The sequence below is a fragment of the Actinomadura violacea genome, from assembly GCF_017573465.1.
Taxonomy (GTDB): domain Bacteria; phylum Actinomycetota; class Actinomycetes; order Streptosporangiales; family Streptosporangiaceae; genus Spirillospora; species Spirillospora violacea.
The window spans coordinates 36,656-53,945 of record NZ_JAGEPF010000046.1 but is presented as its reverse complement, the minus strand read 5'-3'; the positions used below and the strand labels follow the sequence as shown (position 1 = coordinate 53,945).

At 71.7% G+C, this 17,290-nt stretch carries 16 protein-coding genes; 12 read left to right on the top strand and 4 right to left on the bottom strand.

All coding sequences use genetic code 11. The features are described from left to right. Positions 1-29: 29 nt before the first annotated feature. Positions 30-3,521: a serine/threonine-protein kinase gene (locus J4709_RS48635; protein WP_208252305.1), complete on the bottom strand. Its 3,492-nt coding sequence runs from the start codon at positions 3,519-3,521 to the stop codon at positions 30-32. Between the two features lie 825 nt (positions 3,522-4,346). Next, on the bottom strand, positions 4,347-5,420 hold the full coding sequence (locus J4709_RS48630; protein WP_307802132.1) for an alpha/beta fold hydrolase: 1,074 nt from the start codon (positions 5,418-5,420) through the stop codon (positions 4,347-4,349). A 520-nt stretch (positions 5,421-5,940) separates the two neighbouring features. Here J4709_RS48630 and J4709_RS48625 point away from each other — a divergent pair. The 8 genes from J4709_RS48625 to J4709_RS48590 all read left to right on the top strand — a co-directional run bounded on the left by J4709_RS48625 (position 5,941) and on the right by J4709_RS48590 (position 12,058). After that, positions 5,941-7,050, top strand: coding sequence for an LLM class flavin-dependent oxidoreductase (locus J4709_RS48625; protein WP_208252304.1), 1,110 nt, complete (start codon positions 5,941-5,943; stop codon positions 7,048-7,050). Continuing rightward, positions 7,047-7,664: a CE1759 family FMN reductase gene (locus tag J4709_RS48620; protein WP_208252303.1), complete on the top strand. Its 618-nt coding sequence runs from the start codon at positions 7,047-7,049 to the stop codon at positions 7,662-7,664. The genes J4709_RS48625 and J4709_RS48620 overlap by 4 nt, the downstream gene beginning before the upstream one ends. A 163-nt stretch (positions 7,665-7,827) precedes the next feature. Beyond that, on the top strand, positions 7,828-8,766 hold the full coding sequence (pfkB, locus tag J4709_RS48615; protein ID WP_208252302.1) for a 1-phosphofructokinase: 939 nt from the start codon (positions 7,828-7,830) through the stop codon (positions 8,764-8,766). Between the two features lie 37 nt (positions 8,767-8,803). Continuing rightward, a complete protein-coding gene (gene mtlA / locus J4709_RS48610; RefSeq protein ID WP_208252301.1) occupies positions 8,804-9,988 on the top strand; it encodes a mannitol-specific PTS transporter subunit IIC in 1,185 nt (394 codons plus the stop codon). Positions 9,989-9,992: 4 nt separating this feature from the next. Then, positions 9,993-10,292, top strand: a complete 300-nt coding sequence (locus tag J4709_RS48605) for a PTS lactose transporter subunit IIB (protein WP_208252300.1) — start codon at positions 9,993-9,995, stop codon at positions 10,290-10,292. Continuing rightward, positions 10,285-10,731: a PTS mannitol transporter subunit IIA gene (locus J4709_RS48600; protein WP_208252299.1), complete on the top strand. Its 447-nt coding sequence runs from the start codon at positions 10,285-10,287 to the stop codon at positions 10,729-10,731. The genes J4709_RS48605 and J4709_RS48600 overlap by 8 nt, the downstream gene beginning before the upstream one ends. Then, on the top strand, positions 10,728-11,762 hold the full coding sequence (locus J4709_RS56050; RefSeq protein WP_208252298.1) for a zinc-dependent dehydrogenase: 1,035 nt from the start codon (positions 10,728-10,730) through the stop codon (positions 11,760-11,762). The genes J4709_RS48600 and J4709_RS56050 overlap by 4 nt, the downstream gene beginning before the upstream one ends. Before the next feature lie 11 nt (positions 11,763-11,773). Next, positions 11,774-12,058: an HPr family phosphocarrier protein gene (locus J4709_RS48590; protein WP_208252297.1), complete on the top strand. Its 285-nt coding sequence runs from the start codon at positions 11,774-11,776 to the stop codon at positions 12,056-12,058. A 60-nt stretch (positions 12,059-12,118) separates the two neighbouring features. Here J4709_RS48590 and J4709_RS48585 read toward each other — a convergent pair whose 3' ends face one another. Next, on the bottom strand, positions 12,119-12,880 hold the full coding sequence (locus J4709_RS48585; RefSeq protein WP_173092215.1) for a DeoR/GlpR family DNA-binding transcription regulator: 762 nt from the start codon (positions 12,878-12,880) through the stop codon (positions 12,119-12,121). A 228-nt stretch (positions 12,881-13,108) separates the two neighbouring features. Between J4709_RS48585 and J4709_RS48580 the strand changes: the two genes are divergently transcribed. Beyond that, complete coding sequence (locus J4709_RS48580) at positions 13,109-14,398, top strand: VWA domain-containing protein (protein ID WP_307802131.1); 1,290 nt, start codon at positions 13,109-13,111, stop codon at positions 14,396-14,398. A 2-nt stretch (positions 14,399-14,400) separates the two neighbouring features. After that, complete coding sequence (locus J4709_RS48575) at positions 14,401-15,210, top strand: hypothetical protein (protein WP_208252295.1); 810 nt, start codon at positions 14,401-14,403, stop codon at positions 15,208-15,210. A gap of 129 nt (positions 15,211-15,339) precedes the next feature. Here the strand turns inward: J4709_RS48575 and J4709_RS48570 are convergent, their stop codons facing one another. After that, complete coding sequence (locus tag J4709_RS48570; protein ID WP_208252294.1) at positions 15,340-15,603, bottom strand: hypothetical protein; 264 nt, start codon at positions 15,601-15,603, stop codon at positions 15,340-15,342. 372 nt (positions 15,604-15,975) lie between these two features. Between J4709_RS48570 and J4709_RS48565 the strand changes: the two genes are divergently transcribed. Together J4709_RS48565 and J4709_RS48560 are read left to right on the top strand one after the other, a co-directional pair. Then, positions 15,976-16,971 (top strand): cyanobactin maturation protease PatG family protein, encoded by a 996-nt coding sequence (locus tag J4709_RS48565; protein ID WP_208252293.1) that lies wholly within the window; start codon positions 15,976-15,978, stop codon positions 16,969-16,971. 15 nt (positions 16,972-16,986) lie between these two features. Further along, a complete protein-coding gene (locus tag J4709_RS48560; protein WP_208252292.1) occupies positions 16,987-17,268 on the top strand; it encodes a hypothetical protein in 282 nt (93 codons plus the stop codon). Positions 17,269-17,290 lie beyond the last annotated feature (22 nt).

The following is a 17,290-nucleotide window of genomic DNA, read 5'->3' as shown; positions in this document are numbered from 1 at the left end:
TTCCAGGGCGACGCGGCTCCCGCCCCCGGTCAGCAGGTCTTCCGGTACGGGACGTCGGGAATGTTGGCCTTCCACTCCGCCTTCGTCAGCGCGCCGGTCGTTGCGCAGAGTTCGGCCCGCAGCCGCGCGGGCCCCACCGTGTGGGTGCTGAACCCGCCGGTGGAGTCCACGCTGACCAGCGACTGGCCGTCCGGTGTGAACGCCATCGCCAGCACCGTGCGGCGGTGGCCGGTCAACGGGATGCCGAGCGGGGTGCGGGTGCGCAGATCCCACAGCTTGATCTCGCCGTCGGAGTCGGACTCGCCGTAGGCCACGGCCAGCACGCGGTCCCGCGCGTCGTGCGCCGGCAGGGAGTACTTGCCGGTCGGGGTGAGGTCCCCGGTGCGCAGGACGTACCCGGTGCGGGCGAGCGTGGCCGGATCGTAGAAGGAGACGCTGGCCCGGAGTTCGGACGGACCATCGAAGATCATCTTCCCGTCCGCGCTGAAGCGGCCCGTCTCCAGCCCTGTCGAGCCGCGCCGCAGCACCTTCCCGGACGGGAACTCCACGAGCGTGTGGCCCGAGAGCACCGCCTTGCCGTCCGGGCGGAACGCCACCGCCCCCCAAGGTTCCCCGCGCAACTCCCGGATCTGCCGCATCGGGGAGAGAGACCAGAAGGACAGGGAGCTGCCCGCGTCGTCCGGACGGTTCCGGACGAGCGACCGTCCGTCCGGCGTGAAGTCCACGTTCTCGACGACCGGGTCCGAGTACTGGGTGACGGCACCGGGGAGGGAGCCGATCCGGGTCCGCTTCGCCAGGTCCCAGACGTCGATCTTCCCGTCGCCCATGCCGGTGGTGACCGCCAGCATCCGCCCGTTCGGGCTGAGCTTGAGACCCGATCCCGTGCTGAGCCGCTCCTTCGGCAGCTCGAACCGCTTGGCGAGCGGGCTGGTCGACCAGATCTCGACGACCTCGTCGTCCCTGAGCACCGCCATCGTGGAACCGTCGCGGCTGGAGGTCGCCAAGTTGTCATCAACGGGCGCCCTCTCCGGCCGCCGGGTGTAGCGCGAGACGTCGAGGGAGAACAGCACGCCGTCGCCGCTCGTGCACCGCAGTTCGGTGTCGCCCGCGGTGAAGCGGAAGGTCCCGGCCGCGCACTCGTCCATCGTCGTCGGGTAGCGCATGACCACGCCGTCGTCCGGCGACACCCGCCACAGGTTCAGCTGGGTCGCCAGGAACTCGCCCGAGTGGCTGAAGGTCTGGTCCGCCCGCGTGACGTCCTTGTCGCCCTCCACCTCCCAGGAGCCGCCGGTGTTGAGCGACACCAGGCGCACACCGTTCTTACCGGGCAGCGCAGCGGTCCGGCCGTCCGGGCTGAAACGGACCGCCTGGAAGCTGGGCTCGTCGCCGATGTTGAAGTCGGGCGTGGGGACCTTCTTGCCGGTCCGCAGATCGGTCCAGGTGACCGTCTTGTAGGACTTGATCGACAGCACCGTCTCCTGCGGGGAGAACGACACGAAACCGGTGATGCGCGGGTCGTGGAACGCCTGCCGTCCGGTGCGCGTGTCCCAGACGGTGATCCCATTGCGGTTCGCCCCCGTCTCGGTCGCCGCCAGGTAGGTGCCCGCGGGGCTGAGCTGGAGTTCGGCCGCGTTGACCAGACCCTGCGCCTTGTAGCGGATCACGTTGCGGACGCGGAGGCCAGGCGCGGAGAGGATGGCGATGGTCCCGTCCAGGACCTTGACGGCGACGGTCTTGCCGTCGTCGGACACATCGACGCCGCCGACCCCGGCGGCCGCGCGGAAGGAGCCGACCTTGCGCCCACTGTCGGCCTCCCACAGCCCGGCCTGGTTCCCGCCGGCGGCCGACAGCAGCCGTCCGGAGCCGTCCAGGTCCGACCAGATCGCGTCGAAGTCCGGCAGCCGGACGGACCGCCGCTCCACCTGGTGCCGGACCGCGACCAGCGCCGACCACGACTCGGGGGTGTCGGCGAGCGCCCCGGCCGCGACGGCGAGCCTGCGCGCCAGGTCCGGACGGCTGCGGCGCAGCGACTGCGCCAGCCCCGCGACCTGGGCGGACGCGGCCCGGTCGCGCTGCCCGACGACGGTCCGCCGCTGGTCGATCGCGAGGGCGGCCGCACCGATCGCGACGACCAGCAGGACCGACAGTCCGACGCTGATCAGCGCGCGCACCCGCCCCCGGCGCAGCGACAGGCCGGCGGCCGCGTCCAGGAAGCCGCGCTCCACCAGGTTGAGGGCCAGGTGGCGGCGGCCCGTCGCGGCCCACGACTGGGCTCGTTCCAGGGCCGTCCCCTGGTAGAGGTCGCTGCGCTTGCGGCCGTGGCCGTGCCAGAGCCGGGACGCGTCCACGAGGTCCTGGTGGACGCCCAGTCCCGCGCGCTCGCCGTCGGCCCACTCGCGCAGCCTCGGCCACGCGCGGATGAGCGCGGCGCTGGACAGCGTGACGGTCCCGTCCGCCCAGACCAGGACGCCCGCGTCGGTGAAGTCGCGCAGGACGCGGTCGACGACCCGTTCGTCGACACGGCCGTCGGAGAACTCGTCCCGGCGCGCCGAGCGCAGCGTGTCCTCGGCGCGCTCGCCGGGCGCGACCAGCCGCAGCAGCATCTGCGGCACGGCCTCCTGCTCGCGCACGCCCAAGCCGGTGAACACGACCTCCGCGAGCTCGGCGCGGGACGGCTCGGGCGGCTCGGGCCGGTCGCCGGGAACGGCCCTGCGGGTGGCCTCCTTCAGATCGATCGCTCCGACCAGGCCGAGAAGCAGATCCTCGGCGCCCGGACGGTCGGCCGGATCCTTCGCCAGCGACGCCGTCACCAGCGACCGCAGCGGCTCCTCCAGCACGGAGGTGTCGGGGTGGTGCGTCTCCACCTGCCGCGCGATCACGGGCGCGGTGTCGCCGCTGAAGGCGTGCCGTCCGGTCGCGGCGAACAGGACGACCGCGCCCCAGCCCCACACGTCCACCTTGGCGTCACCGTGCTCGCCCCGGTACCGCTCCGGCGGCATGTACCGCAGGGTGCCCTTGCGCAGGCCGGTCGTGGTGGGCTGCTCCTCGATCCGGGCGATCCCGAAGTCGATGAGGCGCGGCCCGTCCGGGGCCAGCAGGATGTTCTCGGGCTTGAGGTCGCGGTGCACGACCCGCGCGCGGTGCACGCCCACCAGCGCGGTGGCCAGCCCGATCGCCAGACGGCGCAACTCGTCCGGCCCGTACCGCCCGGCGCGCTCGACGGCCTGCCGGAGGTTCGGCCCGGCGACGTGCTCGCTGACGACGAACGGGATCGGGCCGTCGAGGTCGGCGTGCAGAACCTTGGCGGTGCAGTAGGCGGCGACCTTCCGCCAGGCCCAGATCTCCTTGCGAAGCGTCTCGCGGTCGCCGTCGCGGACCCCGTGCAGGGCCTTGACGGCGACCCGCTCACCGCCGGGCCCGTACCCCTCGTAGACCACGCCCTGGCCGCCCGCGCCGAGCCGTCCGTCGAGATAGAACGAGCCGAGCTGACGGGGGTCGCCGGGGTGGAGCGGTTCGGCCATGGGTCTCCTCGCACTGCGGATGGAACCCGGTGATCATCTCAGTCAGACACCACTGTCTGCCTAATAGTTCGGCAGCGCGGCCCTTTTTCGTCCAAGGCCCCGGCGAGCGACCCGGCACTCAGACGAAGGTCTTGGACACCAGCCGGTCAAGCTCGGAGGCCGATTCAGGGGTCAGCCGGTAGAACCCCTGCAAGCCGACCGAGCGTTCGAGACGTCCTCGGTGACGTACTTGAGCGTGCGTGTCTTGCCTCGCGCGTTCCGCCAGGTAAGTCTGGACAGAAGATCACCAGGCACCCGCAGGTCGAACCGGACGGGCGTGGCATCGACATGGACCGGTTCGGCCCCGCAGCCGTAAGCGCCGAGCATCGCCCAATCCTCATGCCCCGGGCAGGCCACGTCCCGCCACCTCACCGGGGCGGGCCCACAGCACTCGCCGCGGTCGAGGTCCAAGATGCGCATGCGGCTGACCACATGGACGACATGGGCGTTGACGTGAAGTGCGTACACCTCGTCGCCGGGCTGGGCGCCCGTCCAGGCCGGCAGTGACTGGTGGCTGCCGCTGAACGCGACCGGCGGCCGCTCACCCACACGACCGTGCTTCCGAAGGGCACGGCACGTGTCCTGGGCCCAAAGGAGAGTGAAGGCATCCGGCACGCAGCGATCTTACGAATAGACACCGACAAACCACGCAAGTCCCGGGCTGAATCCGAGTACGTGACGCCGAGGGCCGATGCGCAGCGCGGCAGGGCAAGCCTGCCGCGCTGCGCCGAACTCAGAGCCGCGCCATTGGCGAAGCGCCTTGGTGCCGGTTCAGCACGGCGGCGGTCATCGCGTCCGTGGCTGGTCGAGGATGGCCGCCACTTCCGCCGCTCGGAGAAGGAACCCGACGTGTGAGGTGTCCAGAGAGTGGACGTAGTAGGGGTTGTCGGGGGTCAGGGCGTCGGCTTCTGCGATGAGCCGGTCCTGCATGGCGACCGGGAGGGTGCGGTCTTCGGTGAGGCGGATGTAGGTGCGGTTGATCGTGCCCCAGGTGTCGGCTTGGGCGCGGGCGTCGGCGGTCATCACCGCGATGGACTCGTCCGGTTGCAGGATGTTGAGGAAGGCGCGGAACTGCTCGTCGGTGGCATCGGCAATCGTCGCGGCCTTCAAAGCGGCCAGCAGGTCCGGGTCGGCGGTGCGGTAGTTGGCGCGGCCGACGCCGAGTTCGGCCGGATCTCCGACGTTGAAGGCGGCCAGCGGCGCCATCAGGTTGGCGGCGAACTCGGGTTCCTGCATGTAGGCGACGGGGCTGGGCAGGCGCACGCATGACCAAGCGGAGATGTACACCAGCCGGCTCACCAGATCGGGGATCGTGTTGCCCACGCCGGTGATGGTCGTTCCGCCGAGGCTGGCGCCGACCAGCACCACCGGCCCGTGCTCGGACACGCGTTCGACGACGTCGATGACCGTGTCGACGTTGTCCTGCAGGGTGACCCCGGCCAGCGTCGACGGTTCCTTGGCCCATGCGTCCAGGTCCTGCGGAGCCTGATAGGCGACCGGGTACTGCGCGTCCAAGCCGTGGCCCGGCAGGTCGACGGCGTAGCTGCGGTGGCCCAGCAGCGCCAGTTCGCGCTGGACCGGCGCCCACATGAACGAGCTGGAGCCGGAACCGTGGACCAGAACGAAGGTGGGAGCGTCGGCGGGTCGGCGTCCAGAACGGGAGGGGCTGTTCGAGACAGATGACATACAGGTCAGTCCATTCGGATTCGAGCGCGGCAGCCACGCCCGGTATCGGGCATGGCGATGCAGATGCCGCTGAAGGAAGGGGCGAGCACGCACAACGGCGGGCTCGGTGACGGCACAGGCGAACCGGTGGAGGTACCTCGTCGAGCCGTGCGTCAGCCCGTCAGGGCAGAACACGGGTGAGAGCAGTAACCGGGAGCTGTGCGGAACTGACGATCCGGGTTGGGGGGAGCCCGCGTGGCGGCGTCACGCGCTGCCGGGATTCCTCAACCGCCGCGGGTCGTAGGTGACCGGCGGGAGCAGACCGTCTCAGGCGGTCCGAAGACGGACGAACATGTAGACCATGCCGTGACCCTACCAGCACCAAGAGAGCGAGTTGATCATCCCGGCCTCTCGACGAATCGCCACCACAGCAAGGGCGGCCTCCTTCGGTAAGTCCCGGGGGAAGCCGGTCTGCGGCGGGTAAGTGAAGGCGCCCAGAGCTTTGCGTTGGTCAGTGCTGCGGCTGGCGATAGGACGGGTAGGTGCCTTCTCGGGCCGGTCGGCGGCTGCGCTGCGATGGCGAGGGCGTCTGTGCTCGCCAACGCCATCGCAAGGATTCGGTCCCGGGCGACGCCGCCGAACGGGGATGTCCGGCCGACGGCGGTCGGGGAATGGCGCCCGGGGATGCGGGGAAGGGGACCGCGACGTGTCGGCCATGCAGTTCGGAATCTTCACCGTCGGGGACGTCACGCCCGACCCGACCACGGGCCGGGAGCCATCCGAGGCGGAGCGGATCAAGGCGACCGTCGCGATCGCGCGCAAGGCCGAGGAAGTGGGGCTGGACGTCTTCGCGACCGGCGAGCACCACAACCCGCCGTTCACCCCGTCGTCGCCGACCACCCTGCTGGGGTTCATCGCCGCGCAGACGCAGCGGCTGATCTTGTCGACGTCCACGACGCTGATCACCACCAATGATCCGGTGAAGATCGCCGAGGACTTCAGCGTCCTGCAGCACCTGGCCGACGGCCGGGTCGATCTGATGCTCGGCCGGGGCAACACCGGGCCGGTCTACCCCTGGTTCGGGCAGGACATCCGGACGGCGGTGGAGTTGACCGTGGAGCACTACGGCTTGCTGCGACGCCTGTGGCGCGAGCCGGTGGTGGACTGGTCCGGTGAGTTCCGCTCCCCTCTGCAGGGATTCACGCTGGCGCCCCAGCCGCTGGACGGGGTGGCGCCGTTCGTGTGGCACGGCTCGATCCGCACCCCGGAGGTCGCTGAACTCGCCGCGTTCTATGGGGACGGGTTCTTCGCCAACCACATCTTCTGGCCGGCCTCCCACACCGAGCAGATGGTGCGGTTGTACCGGCAGCGTTTCGAGGCCCACGGCCATGGCTCCGCCGACCAGGCGATCGTCGGGCTGGGCGGGCAAATATTCATGCGCCCGAACAGTCAGGACGCCGTCGCCGAGTTCCGTCCGTACTTCGACAACGCCCCGGTGTACGGCCATGGCCCTTCGCTGGAGGAGTTCACCGCGCAGACCCCGCTGACGGTCGGCTCGCCGCAGCAGGTCATCGAACGGACCCTTGGATTCCGCGAATACGTGGGCGACTACCAGCGGCAACTGTTCCTGATCGACCACGCCGGCCTGCCGCTGAAAACGGTCCTGGAGCAACTGGATCTACTCGGAGAGCAAGTCGTGCCGGTACTGCGCAAGGAGTTCGCCGTCGGCCGTCCCGAACGCGTCCCGGACGCCCCGACGCATGAACGGCTCGTCGCCGCCCGACGCGAGTCGTCCGCCGACGGCCTGGAAGGAGGGCAGTCGTGACGCGGCTCGCGGTGGTCAGCGGAGGGCTGCGGGAGCCGTCCTCGACCCGGCTGCTGGCCGACCGGATCACCGATGCGGTCACCGACCGGCTGGTCCGGAAGGGAACCCAGGCCACGCCTTCGATCGTGGAGCTGCGGCGATTCGGGCGGCCGATCATGGACGCGATGCTCACCGGCTTCGCCAACGCCGAACTGGAGAAGGCCTTCGACGACCTTGCCGAGGCCGACGGACTGATCGCCGTGACCCCGGCGTTCAACGCCTCCTTCAGCGGCCTGTTCAAGTCCTTCTTCGACGTGCTGCCGGCGCAGACGCTGACGGATATGCCCGTGCTGATCGCGGCCACCGGCGGCACCGAGCGGCACTCGCTGGTCCTCGAACACGCCCTGCGGCCGATGTTCTCCTACCTGCACGCCGTGGTCTCCCCCACCGGGGTCTATGCGGCCACCAGCGACTTCGGTGCCCAGGACGCCGCCACGGGGCTGAGCGAGCGGATCGCCAAGGCGGCGGACGACTTCACCCGCCTGCTGCTGTCCTGCGGGCCACGCGTCCGCCGCGACGCCTACGCGGACGAGCTCACGCAGATGCAGAAGCTTCTCGGCGACGCCGGGAAGTGACCCGCGGTTCCTCTGGCGAAGGCGGAACCCGCCGGCTCGGCCCGCGATTCGTCTGTGCCTGCACCCTTGACGTTCCCACACATCTAGGCGTAAACAAATGGAAACAGACGTGAAACGGCGGTGAACCAACAATGAGCGGTGCGCCGAGCCGAGGCGGCGCGTGGTGATCGTCACGCTGACGCTGAACCCCAGCCTGGACCGCACGATCGACGTCGACCGGCTCGTCCAGGGCACGATGACGCGGGCGAGGTCCGCGCGCATCGACCCGGGCGGCAAGGGCGTGAACGTGTCCCGCGCGCTGCTGGCCAACCGGGCGCCGACGGTCGCGGTGGTCACCTCCGGGGGCGCGGACGGCGAGCAGCTCGTCCGGCTGCTGGAGGGCGACGGCATCGCGGTCCATGCCGTGCCGGTGGCCGGGCGGACCCGCTCGAACGTGACGATCGTCGAGCCCGACGGCGTCGTCACCAAGGTCAACGAGCCGGGCGAACCCCTGTCGCGCGACGAGCTGGACGCGGTCGCCGACGCCGTGCTCGCCGAGGCCGAGGGCGCGAGTTGGGTGGTGGCCTGCGGCAGCCTGCCGCCGGGGGTGCCCTCCGACATCTACGCCCGGCTGTGCGAGTTCTTCGCCTCCGCCGGGGTGCGGGTCGCCGTCGACGCCAGCGGCCCGGCGCTGCCGGCCGCCGTCGGTGCGGGCCCGCACCTGGTCAAGCCGAACCGGGACGAGCTGGCCGAGGCCGTCGGGCGGCCGGTCGCCAGCGTCGGCGACGCGGTGGAGGCGGCCTGCGAGCTGCGCGAGCGCGGTGCGGGGGCCGTGCTCGCCAGCCTCGGCGCCGACGGCGCCGTCCTCGTCGACGAGGACGGCGTCACGGCCGGGACGGCGCCCGTCGCCGAGCCGCGGAGCACGGTGGGCGCGGGCGACGCGCTGCTCGCCGGGTTCCTCGCCGCGGGGGCGCGCGGCGCCCCGGCGCTGGCCGAGGGGCTGGCGTGGGGGGCCGCCGCGGTGCGCCTGCCGGCCAGCCGGATGCCGCGCCCGGGCGACATCCGGCGCGACATCGTCCGCATCGACACCCGGCCGGACCTCGGCCGTTCGCTCATCGCCTGATCCTCACGCAGACCCCCCGAACCCTGAGGAGGCCGAGATGGCCGCTGCGTACACACCAGCCGTCAGCGGAAGCGGGCTGAAAGCCGGAGTCCAGCGCCTGGGCGGCCATCTGGCCGGGATGGTGATGCCCAACATCGGCGCGTTCATCGCCTGGGGGCTGGTCACCGCGCTGTTCATCCCGACCGGATGGCTCCCGAACAAGCACCTCGGGGAGCTGGTCGACCCGACCATCACCTACCTGCTGCCGATCCTCATCGGCTACACCGGCGGCCGGATGGTGCACGGCCAGCGGGGCGCGGTCGTCGGCGCGGTCGCCACGATGGGCGTCGTGGTGGGCTCCAAGATCCCCATGTTCCTCGGCGCGATGATCGTCGGGCCGCTGGCCGCCTACCTGCTCAAGAAGGTGGACGGCTACATCCAGGAGCGGACCCGAACCGGGTTCGAGATGCTGGTCGACAACTTCACCGCCGGCATCGTCGGCGGCGCGGTGGCCGTCTTCGGCGTGTGGGGCGTCGGCCCGATCGTCCGGCAGGTGACCAAGGGCGCGGGCAACGGCGTCGAATGGCTGATCCACCACCATCTGCTGCCGCTGGCGTCGGTGCTGATCGAACCCGCGAAGGTGCTTTTCCTCAACAACGCGGTCAACCACGGCGTGCTCGCCCCGCTGGGCTTCGCGGAGGCTGCGAAGGACGGCAAGTCGATCCTGTTCATGCTCGAGTCGAACCCGGGCCCGGGGCTCGGCGTCCTGCTGGCCTACCTGATGTTCGGCCCGAGGTCGCTGCGGCCGAGCGTGCCGGCCGCGATCATCATCCACTTCCTCGGCGGCATCCACGAGATCTACTTCCCCTACATCCTGATGAAGCCGCGGCTCATCCTCGCGACCATGGCCGGCAGCGCGGCCGGGATCGCCACCTTCATGGCAACGGGCGCGGGGCTGGTCGCCACGCCGTCGCCCGGCAGCATCTTCGCCTACGTCGCCGAGACCCCGAGGCACGGCTGGATCGGCGTCTACCTGGGCGTCCTCGTCGCCGCGGCCGTCTCGTTCGCGGTCGGCGCGGTGCTGCTCGGGTTCGGGAGGTTCGCCGAGAAGAGCCCGGACGAGGACGGCGCGGAGGCGTCCGACGACGGCGCAGCCGCCTCCTCCGCCGGCGCGGAGGAACCGGCCGGCGACGCCGGCGCCCCGCCCGCCGCGCCCGCCAGCCCCTCACCCCAGGAGGCGTGACCAGATGGACGGCAAGGACATCCGCAAGATCGTCGTGGCGTGCGACGCCGGCATGGGCAGCAGCGTCATGCTCGCGAGCAGCCTCCGCAAGGAGCTGAGGAAGGCGGGCGTCGCGGTCGAGCACACCCCGGTGAACTCGATCCCCGGCGACGCCGACGTGGTGGTCTGCCACGCGGGCCTCAGCGCCCGCGCTCGCAGCAGCGCGCCGGACAAGCCGATCGTCACCTTCCAGGTGTTCCTCGGCGACCCGGCGGTGGCGCGCCTGGTGGCGGCCATCAGGGACGGCGGCGAGATCGGTGCCTGAGCTGCTGGCCCGCTCCGCCGTGCGCCTGGACGCGGCCGCGGCCGACCGGGACGACGCCGTCCGGCAGTGCGGGCGGGCGCTCGTCTCGGCCGGCGCGGCCGAGCCCGGCTACATCGACGCGATGCTCGACCGCGAGCGGACGGTCTCCACGTACGTGGGCGAGGGCGTGGCGATCCCGCACGGCACCCTGGCCGGGAAGGAGCTGGTGCACCACGACGCGCTGTGTGTCCTGCGCTTTCCCGGCGGGGTGAACTGGAACGGCGAACGGGTCGCCCTGTGCGTCGGCATCGCGGCCCGGGGCGACGGCCACGTGCGGATCCTGTCCGAGCTCGCGCAGATCCTGCTCGACCCCGGCCGCGCCCGGAGACTGCGCGAGACCACCGACGCCGACGAAGTGATCCGGCTGCTGCGGCCGGACGGAGAGGAGATCGCCCAGTGAAGGTCGCCCGCTTCCACGCACCCGGGGACATCCGCGTCGAGGACGCCGCCGAGCCCGTCCCCGGGCCCGGTGACGTCGCGATCAGGGTGCGCAACTGCTCCACCTGCGGCACCGACGTCAAGATCTCCAAGTTCGGGCACCACCACATCCGGCCGCCCCGCGTCATGGGGCACGAGATCGCCGGCGAGGTCGTCGCGACCGGCGCGGACGTGACCGGCTGGGCGCCGGGCGACCGGGTCCAGGTCATCGCCGCCATCCCGTGCGGGCGGTGCGAGGAGTGCCGCCGCGGCCACCTCACCGTGTGCCCGAACCAGGAGTCGATGGGGTACCACTACGACGGCGGCTTCGCCGAGTACACCGTCGTCCCCGCGAAGGTGCTCGCCGTCGACGGCCTCAACCGGATCCCGGACGGGGTCGGGTTCGCCGAGGCGTCGGTGGCCGAGCCGCTCGCCTGCGTCCTCAACGGCCAGGAGCTCGCGCGGGTCGGGGACGGCGACGACGTCGTGGTGATCGGCGCGGGACCGATCGGCTGCCTGCACGTGCGGCTGGCGCGCTCGCGCGGCGCCGCGCGCGTGTTCCTCGCCGACATCAACGCCGAACGCCTGGAGATGTCGGCCGCCCGGGTGCGCCCCGACGCCGCGATCACCGGCCCGGACCTGGTCGACCAGGTGCTGAAGCTGACCGACGGGCGCGGCGCCGACGTCGTCGTGACCGCCGCCGCCTCCGGCGCCGCGCAGGAGCAGGCGCTCCAGATGGCCGCGCGGCAGGGCCGGATCAGCTTCTTCGGCGGCCTGCCGAAGGACGACCCGGTCATCGCCTGCGATTCCAACCTGGTGCACTACCGGGAACTGACCATCGTGGGCGCCAACGGGTCCAGCCCGGCGCACAACGCCCGCGCGCTGCGGCTGATCGCGGCCGGCGCGGTGCCCGTCGCCGATCTGATCACCCACCGGCTGCCGCTGACCGGCGTCCTCGACGCCATCGACACCGTCGCCCGCGGCGCCGCGATCAAGGTCACCATCGAACCCTGACAGGAGCCGACATGCCCGAGCGAACCGTGACCATCGCCTCCCGCACCGGCCTGCACGCGCGGCCCGCGAACCTGTTCGTCCAGGCCGCCGCCGCGCAGGGCGTCCCGGTATGGATCCGGGCCGGCGACCGCTCCGCGCCCGCCAACAGCATCCTCGCCGTGCTGGCCCTCGGCGCGGAGCACGGCACCGAGGTCACGCTGGAGGCCGACGACGGTCCCGGCGCCGACGCGGCGCTGGACGCGCTCGCCGCCCTGCTCGCCCGCGACCTGGACGCCGAGGAACCGGCCGGCACCTGAACGCTTCCCACAACGCCGGCCCCGGCCCGGCGGGCGCGCCGGGCCGGGCCGGGCCGCGTCTCAGACCCGGATGACCTCGGGGCCGGCGGCGGCGAGTTCGGTGGCCAGGCCCACGTCCAGGCCGGTGTCGGTGATCAGGACGCTGACGTCGGCCAGGTCGGCGAACCGGGCGAGGTAGTCGTTGCCGACCTTGGTGTGGTCGGTGAGCACCACGCTGCGCCGGGACGCCCGCATCATCGCCGACTTGATCGCGGCCTCGGCCGGGTCGGGCGTCGTCAGGCCCGCCTCCACCGAGCAGCCGTTGGTGGCCATGAACGCCACGTCGACGCGCAGCCGGTCGAGCGGGCGCATCGCCCAGTCGTCCACCGTCGCCAGCGTCCGCCCCCGCACCCGGCCGCCCAGCATGATCACATTGAGGTTCGACCGGGTCGCCAGCACCGTCGCCAGCGGCGGCGAGTTGACGATGACGGTCAGCTCCCGGTCGCTCGGCAGCACCTGGACGAGCCGCCCGGTCGTGCTGCCCGCGTCGATGACGATGGACCCGCCGGCGGGCAGCTCGGCGAGGGCGGCCTTGGCGATGCGCTCCTTCTCCGCGGTCATCACCGCGTCGCGGGCCGCGAGCGCGGGCTCGAAGCCGAGCCGTTCGACGGGGATCGCCCCGCCGTGCACGCGGCGCAGCGTCCCGGACCGCTCCAGGACCGTCAGGTCGCGGCGGATCGTCTCCATCGTGACGCCGTAGTCCTCGGCGAGGGTCATGACGTCCACCCGCCCGGCCTCGCGCGTGCGGCGGAGGATCTCCTGCTGCCGTTCCTCGGCGTACATGTCGGGTTACCACCGGATCCAACGTTGTTTTCTCTGTGAATAGCCCCGATCATGTGGCCGCGTCAAGCTCGCCGGCCGGCTCGGGACGAGCGCCGCCAGGGCCGGGAGCGCCGCCGCGGGGACGGTCACGGTCGCGCCGAAGCTCCCTGGGCGCGGGCCGTTCCGGGGATCGAGGAGGGAATGTCGATCTTGGTCTCGGCGGCCTCCCGGCGTCATTAGGATCCCTTGGTGATCTTCAAACGATCTTCTGCGGGCGGCGGTCTGCTCGCCTTGCTCCTTGCTTCGGCGCCGGTCGCCGCGCCCCCGGTCTCCGCCGACGACGGCGGTCCCGCGGAGCCGCCCAAGGTCGAGCTCGTGCTGGATGTCAGCGGCTCCATGCGCGCCCGCGACATCGACGGGCGCAGCCGGATGGCCGTCGCGCAGCAGTCCTTCGGCGCGGTGGTCGACGCCCTCCCCGCGGAGACGCAACTGGGCATCCGCGTGCTCGGTGCGCGGTACCGGTTCCCCGGCAGTTCCAAGGCCGTCGGATGCACCGACACCCAGCAGCTCTCCCCGGTCGGCCCGGTGAACAAGGCGCAGGCGAAGGCGGCGATCGCGACGCTGCGCCCCACCGGCTGGACGCCGATCGGGCTCGCGCTCCGCGCCGCGACCAAGGACCTCGGGGCCGGCGAGACGACGCGGCGGATCATCCTCATCACCGATGGCGAGGACACCTGCTCGCCCCCCGACCCCTGCGAGGTGGCGCGCCGGCTCGCCTCCCAGGGCACGCACCTGGTCGTGGACACCCTCGGGCTGACCCTCAACGACAAGGTGCGGCGGCAGCTCACCTGCATCGCCGACGCGACCGGCGGGACCTACACCGCCGTCCAGCACCAGGAGGAGCTGACCGGCCGCCTCAACCAACTCGTCCAGCGCGCCGGCGCCACCTACCGGAGGACTCCGGAGAAGGTCGCCGGGACCGCGGGGTGCGCCGACGCGCCCACGCTCGCGCCCGGCGTGTACACCGACCGGGAACGGTTCAGCGAACACCGCTGGTACCGGGTGTCGGTGGCGCCGGGCCAGGAGCTGCGCGCGTCCGTCAGCGTCGCGCTCGACCGGACCCTGAACCCCGACCACGGGGTGCTGCTGCGCGCGGTGTCCGCGGCCGGGCAGGAACTCGTCCGCGGCACCGACGCCGGCAGCGGACGCACCGACGTGCAGTCCACCGGCCTGCGCTGGTCCGACCAGCGGACCGGGGCGGACGCCTCCGCCTCGCCCTCCCCGGACGGCGGGTCCGGCGGAACGCCGGTCTGCCTGGTGGTGAGCAACTCCTTCTCCGCTCCGGCGGCGGTGCGGACGGCGCCCGGCATGCCGCTGGAGCTGACCGTCGACCTCGTGCCGTCGTCGGACGCGCCCGGGGAACCGGATCTCGGACGCGGGTGGCTGCTGCTGGTCGTGCTCGCCGGGACCGGCCTGGTCGCGGGCCTGGTCACCGGGTGGCTCGCCCGGTGGCGGGTGGCCGTCTGGAAGGAGAACTGACCATGCGCGCCTCCCTCCTCCTCGCCTCCGCGGCCGCCAGCGCCGTCCTTGCGGCCACCGCCGTCCCGGCCGCGGCGGACGGCTCCCCGAGCCCGCAGCCGACGATCGGCACCGCGGGGACGTCCTTCCTGACCGCGACCACGGTCCGGCCGGGCCAGCCGGTCAGCGTGTCCGCCTCGACCGGCGACTACCTGTACTGGTCGTTCGCCACCGCGGCCGGGCAGACCGGGCGGATCGCGGTGACGGTCGCGCTGCCCCCGGCGGCGAGCCGCCACGGTGCCGCGACGTACACCATCGACGTGTTCGACGGGCTGCGCCGCCGCCAGGCGTGCACGGCCGGGCCGCAGAACGCCACGGCGGCGGCCGGGACCGCCCGCGTCAGGCTCCACTGCTCCCTGCGGCAGGTCCGGGCGTGGGCCGAGCCGTGGTCCGACGACCCGCTGCCCGGCACCTACTACCTGCGGCTCACCGCGAGCGGCCTGCCCGAGCAGGACCTCGGCCTGCCGATCCGGGCCGACGTGCGGATCAGCGCGAAGGACGGGGACGCCCGGCCGGCGGGCGCGAAGCTGAAGGCGCCGCTCTCCCCGGCCGTCGCCCCCGGAACCACGCTCGCCCCGGGTGCCTCGCCGTCGGGTTCGGCGAGCCCCGTGAGCTCGGCGCCGAAACCCGCGGAGCGGGTCAAGGGCTGGTTCTCCTGGCCGTCGAGCCGGTGGTGGTGGACGATCGGCGGCGGGGTCCTCGCCGCCGTCATGGCCGTGGCCGGATACAGCCTGACCCGGCATCCGCGCCGCTGGTTCTCCGCACTGCGCTGACAGCGGCGAGATCCTCGTGGGCCGCTGAGGCGGGCCGGACCTGAAGGTCGCCAACGCGGACGTGCCCACCCCCGCGCCGAAGTCCTGCAGACACCGGCGCCGGGGGCGGGCACGTTGACGGATGCCGATCTAAGGGCCGCAGAAGGGGCGTCCCTGGGCGTCGACGGCGCAGGTCGCGTTGGGGTCGCAGCACACCCAGTATCCGGCGCCCGCGGTGCCCGGTTGGCCTTCGCACAGGGTGTTGGGGGGCTGGCATGCCTCGAGGGCCGCGACGAAATCGCCGCCGTAGCCGTGATCGCCGACGGCCATCGCCGCGATCACCGGCCCGCCCGCCGCGGTGACGCGGCCCTGATAAGTGCCGGTGGCCGGTCCGATGCCGCATTCGGCGGTCAAGCGCGGAAGTGTCACGGCGAAGTCCCTCCTCGGCGTTCAGCCGGCCGGACGCCGTCCCGGTGCGCGGGCACGACATTCCGGCGCAGAACCTCCACAAATACATCGCCACTATAAGCCGCCCATGAGCAGAAGGCCCTGACCACATCACGCCATACCGCGCCCGTCACTAGTTTGTTTCCGTTGCCTCTCCGACCCCACCGATTCCTGACGTTTCAACGTTAACTCTGCACTCTTTCCGTCGCTCAACCGGGACCTGTGCGCCATGCCGGCGGAGGTCCGCGTCCGGAATGACTGTTGACTCCCGCTCCGAGTCGGATCAGACTCATGACGCATCTCCAGGAACGGCGAATGCGGACGGGGTGAAGCCTCTATATGGCTGAAAACGTGACTGCGGGCGAGCCGGTCCAGCAGGATATGGTGATTCAAGAACTCCAGGAACCCGCAGTTTCGATTGTCGCGGCCGATGGGTGCGGTTGCGGGGGAACCGAGGGCAGCTGCAGTTGCGGCGGCGGCGCCGGCGCGGCGGCTCCCGAAAGCGTCTACGCGATCGGCACCGTGACCGCCCGCTTCCCGTCGCTGAACCTCGAGAAGGAGTTCATGCAGGCGTGGGGGAAGAACCCCGAGCAGACCCTGACGGTCGGCGATGCCGACAAGTTCGCCGTGCTCAGCCAGGGGCAGAACCTCTATCTCGCGCGGGAGATGTGCTGGGTCTTCCAGAGCGGCGACATCGACCTCTACGTCCTGCAGCCGCGTTCCTACGTCGAACTGACCGGCCTGGTGACGGCGCTGTCCCCCGCTCCCGGCCAGGTGAGCTTCGCCCTCGTCATCGGCACGCTGGGCCCCATCGCGCCACCGGGGATGTGCAACGGGGCGCAGCTGCCCATCGTCACCTGCAACCAGGTGTTCGGGTTCACCGGACAGGCGTTCATCAACAGCATCACCGCAGAGGTCACCGGTGACGGCGACCTCATGCAGAAGATCAGCGATCACCTGGGCGGCGCCGGGGGCGGCACGGGCCAGACCCCCGAGGAATACGTCGCCGCCGCGGCCGGGAACGCCTTTTCCGCCCTCACTCTGCTGTCGGACAACGCGGGCCAGACCGACGAGCACCGGGCGATCAACTACCTCACCTTCAAGTCGCTCGCGCTCTACAAGAAGGAAATCGAGATGGAACTGAACGGATTCACGCTGAATTCCGTCCAGGCCCAGCCCGACGCACTGTCCGGAGGGCGCCGCATCCAGGACGTGATCCTGCTGTATGCGTCCACGACGACCACGCAGATCCAGCGCTACTTCACCCGGATCGACGTCAGCGGCCAGTTCCCCTTCATGGTGAATGACCTGTCCCTCTACTACGACCACCCGTGACCCGGAGAAAACGCCATGACGATTCCGCGTCTCACCGCCGAATACAGCATCGGCCCGACCCTGCACACCTATCTCGGAACCGGCCCGGGCACGACTCCCGACACCGTCGCCCCGATGGGCCTGCTCGACGGCCTGGGCGGGATTTTCGGGGGTGTCCTGTCGAAGGTTCCCTGCCTCATCGGTTGCGGGTTGCCCAACGCGGTCTCGCTGGTCGGCCAATGCGGCCTGGACCCGTCCTGCTACATCGAGCGCGCCCCCTCGGCCGTGGCCGGCTGCATCCGGCAGTGCCTGCAGTGACGGCTTTACACTCGGCGGATTA

Coding starts and splice junctions, on each gene's coding strand:
- J4709_RS48575 (WP_208252295.1), top strand. CDS start 14,401: ATGCGCGCCTCCCTCCTCCTCGCCTCCGCGGCCGCCAGCGCCGTCCTT.
- mtlA (WP_208252301.1), top strand. CDS start 8,804: ATGGCCGCTGCGTACACACCAGCCGTCAGCGGAAGCGGGCTGAAAGCC.
- J4709_RS48560 (WP_208252292.1), top strand. CDS start 16,987: ATGACGATTCCGCGTCTCACCGCCGAATACAGCATCGGCCCGACCCTG.
- J4709_RS48585 (WP_173092215.1), bottom strand. CDS start 12,880: ATGTACGCCGAGGAACGGCAGCAGGAGATCCTCCGCCGCACGCGCGAG.
- J4709_RS48635 (WP_208252305.1), bottom strand. CDS start 3,521: ATGGCCGAACCGCTCCACCCCGGCGACCCCCGTCAGCTCGGCTCGTTC.
- J4709_RS48605 (WP_208252300.1), top strand. CDS start 9,993: ATGGACGGCAAGGACATCCGCAAGATCGTCGTGGCGTGCGACGCCGGC.
- J4709_RS48590 (WP_208252297.1), top strand. CDS start 11,774: ATGCCCGAGCGAACCGTGACCATCGCCTCCCGCACCGGCCTGCACGCG.
- J4709_RS48565 (WP_208252293.1), top strand. CDS start 15,976: ATGGCTGAAAACGTGACTGCGGGCGAGCCGGTCCAGCAGGATATGGTG.
- J4709_RS48625 (WP_208252304.1), top strand. CDS start 5,941: ATGCAGTTCGGAATCTTCACCGTCGGGGACGTCACGCCCGACCCGACC.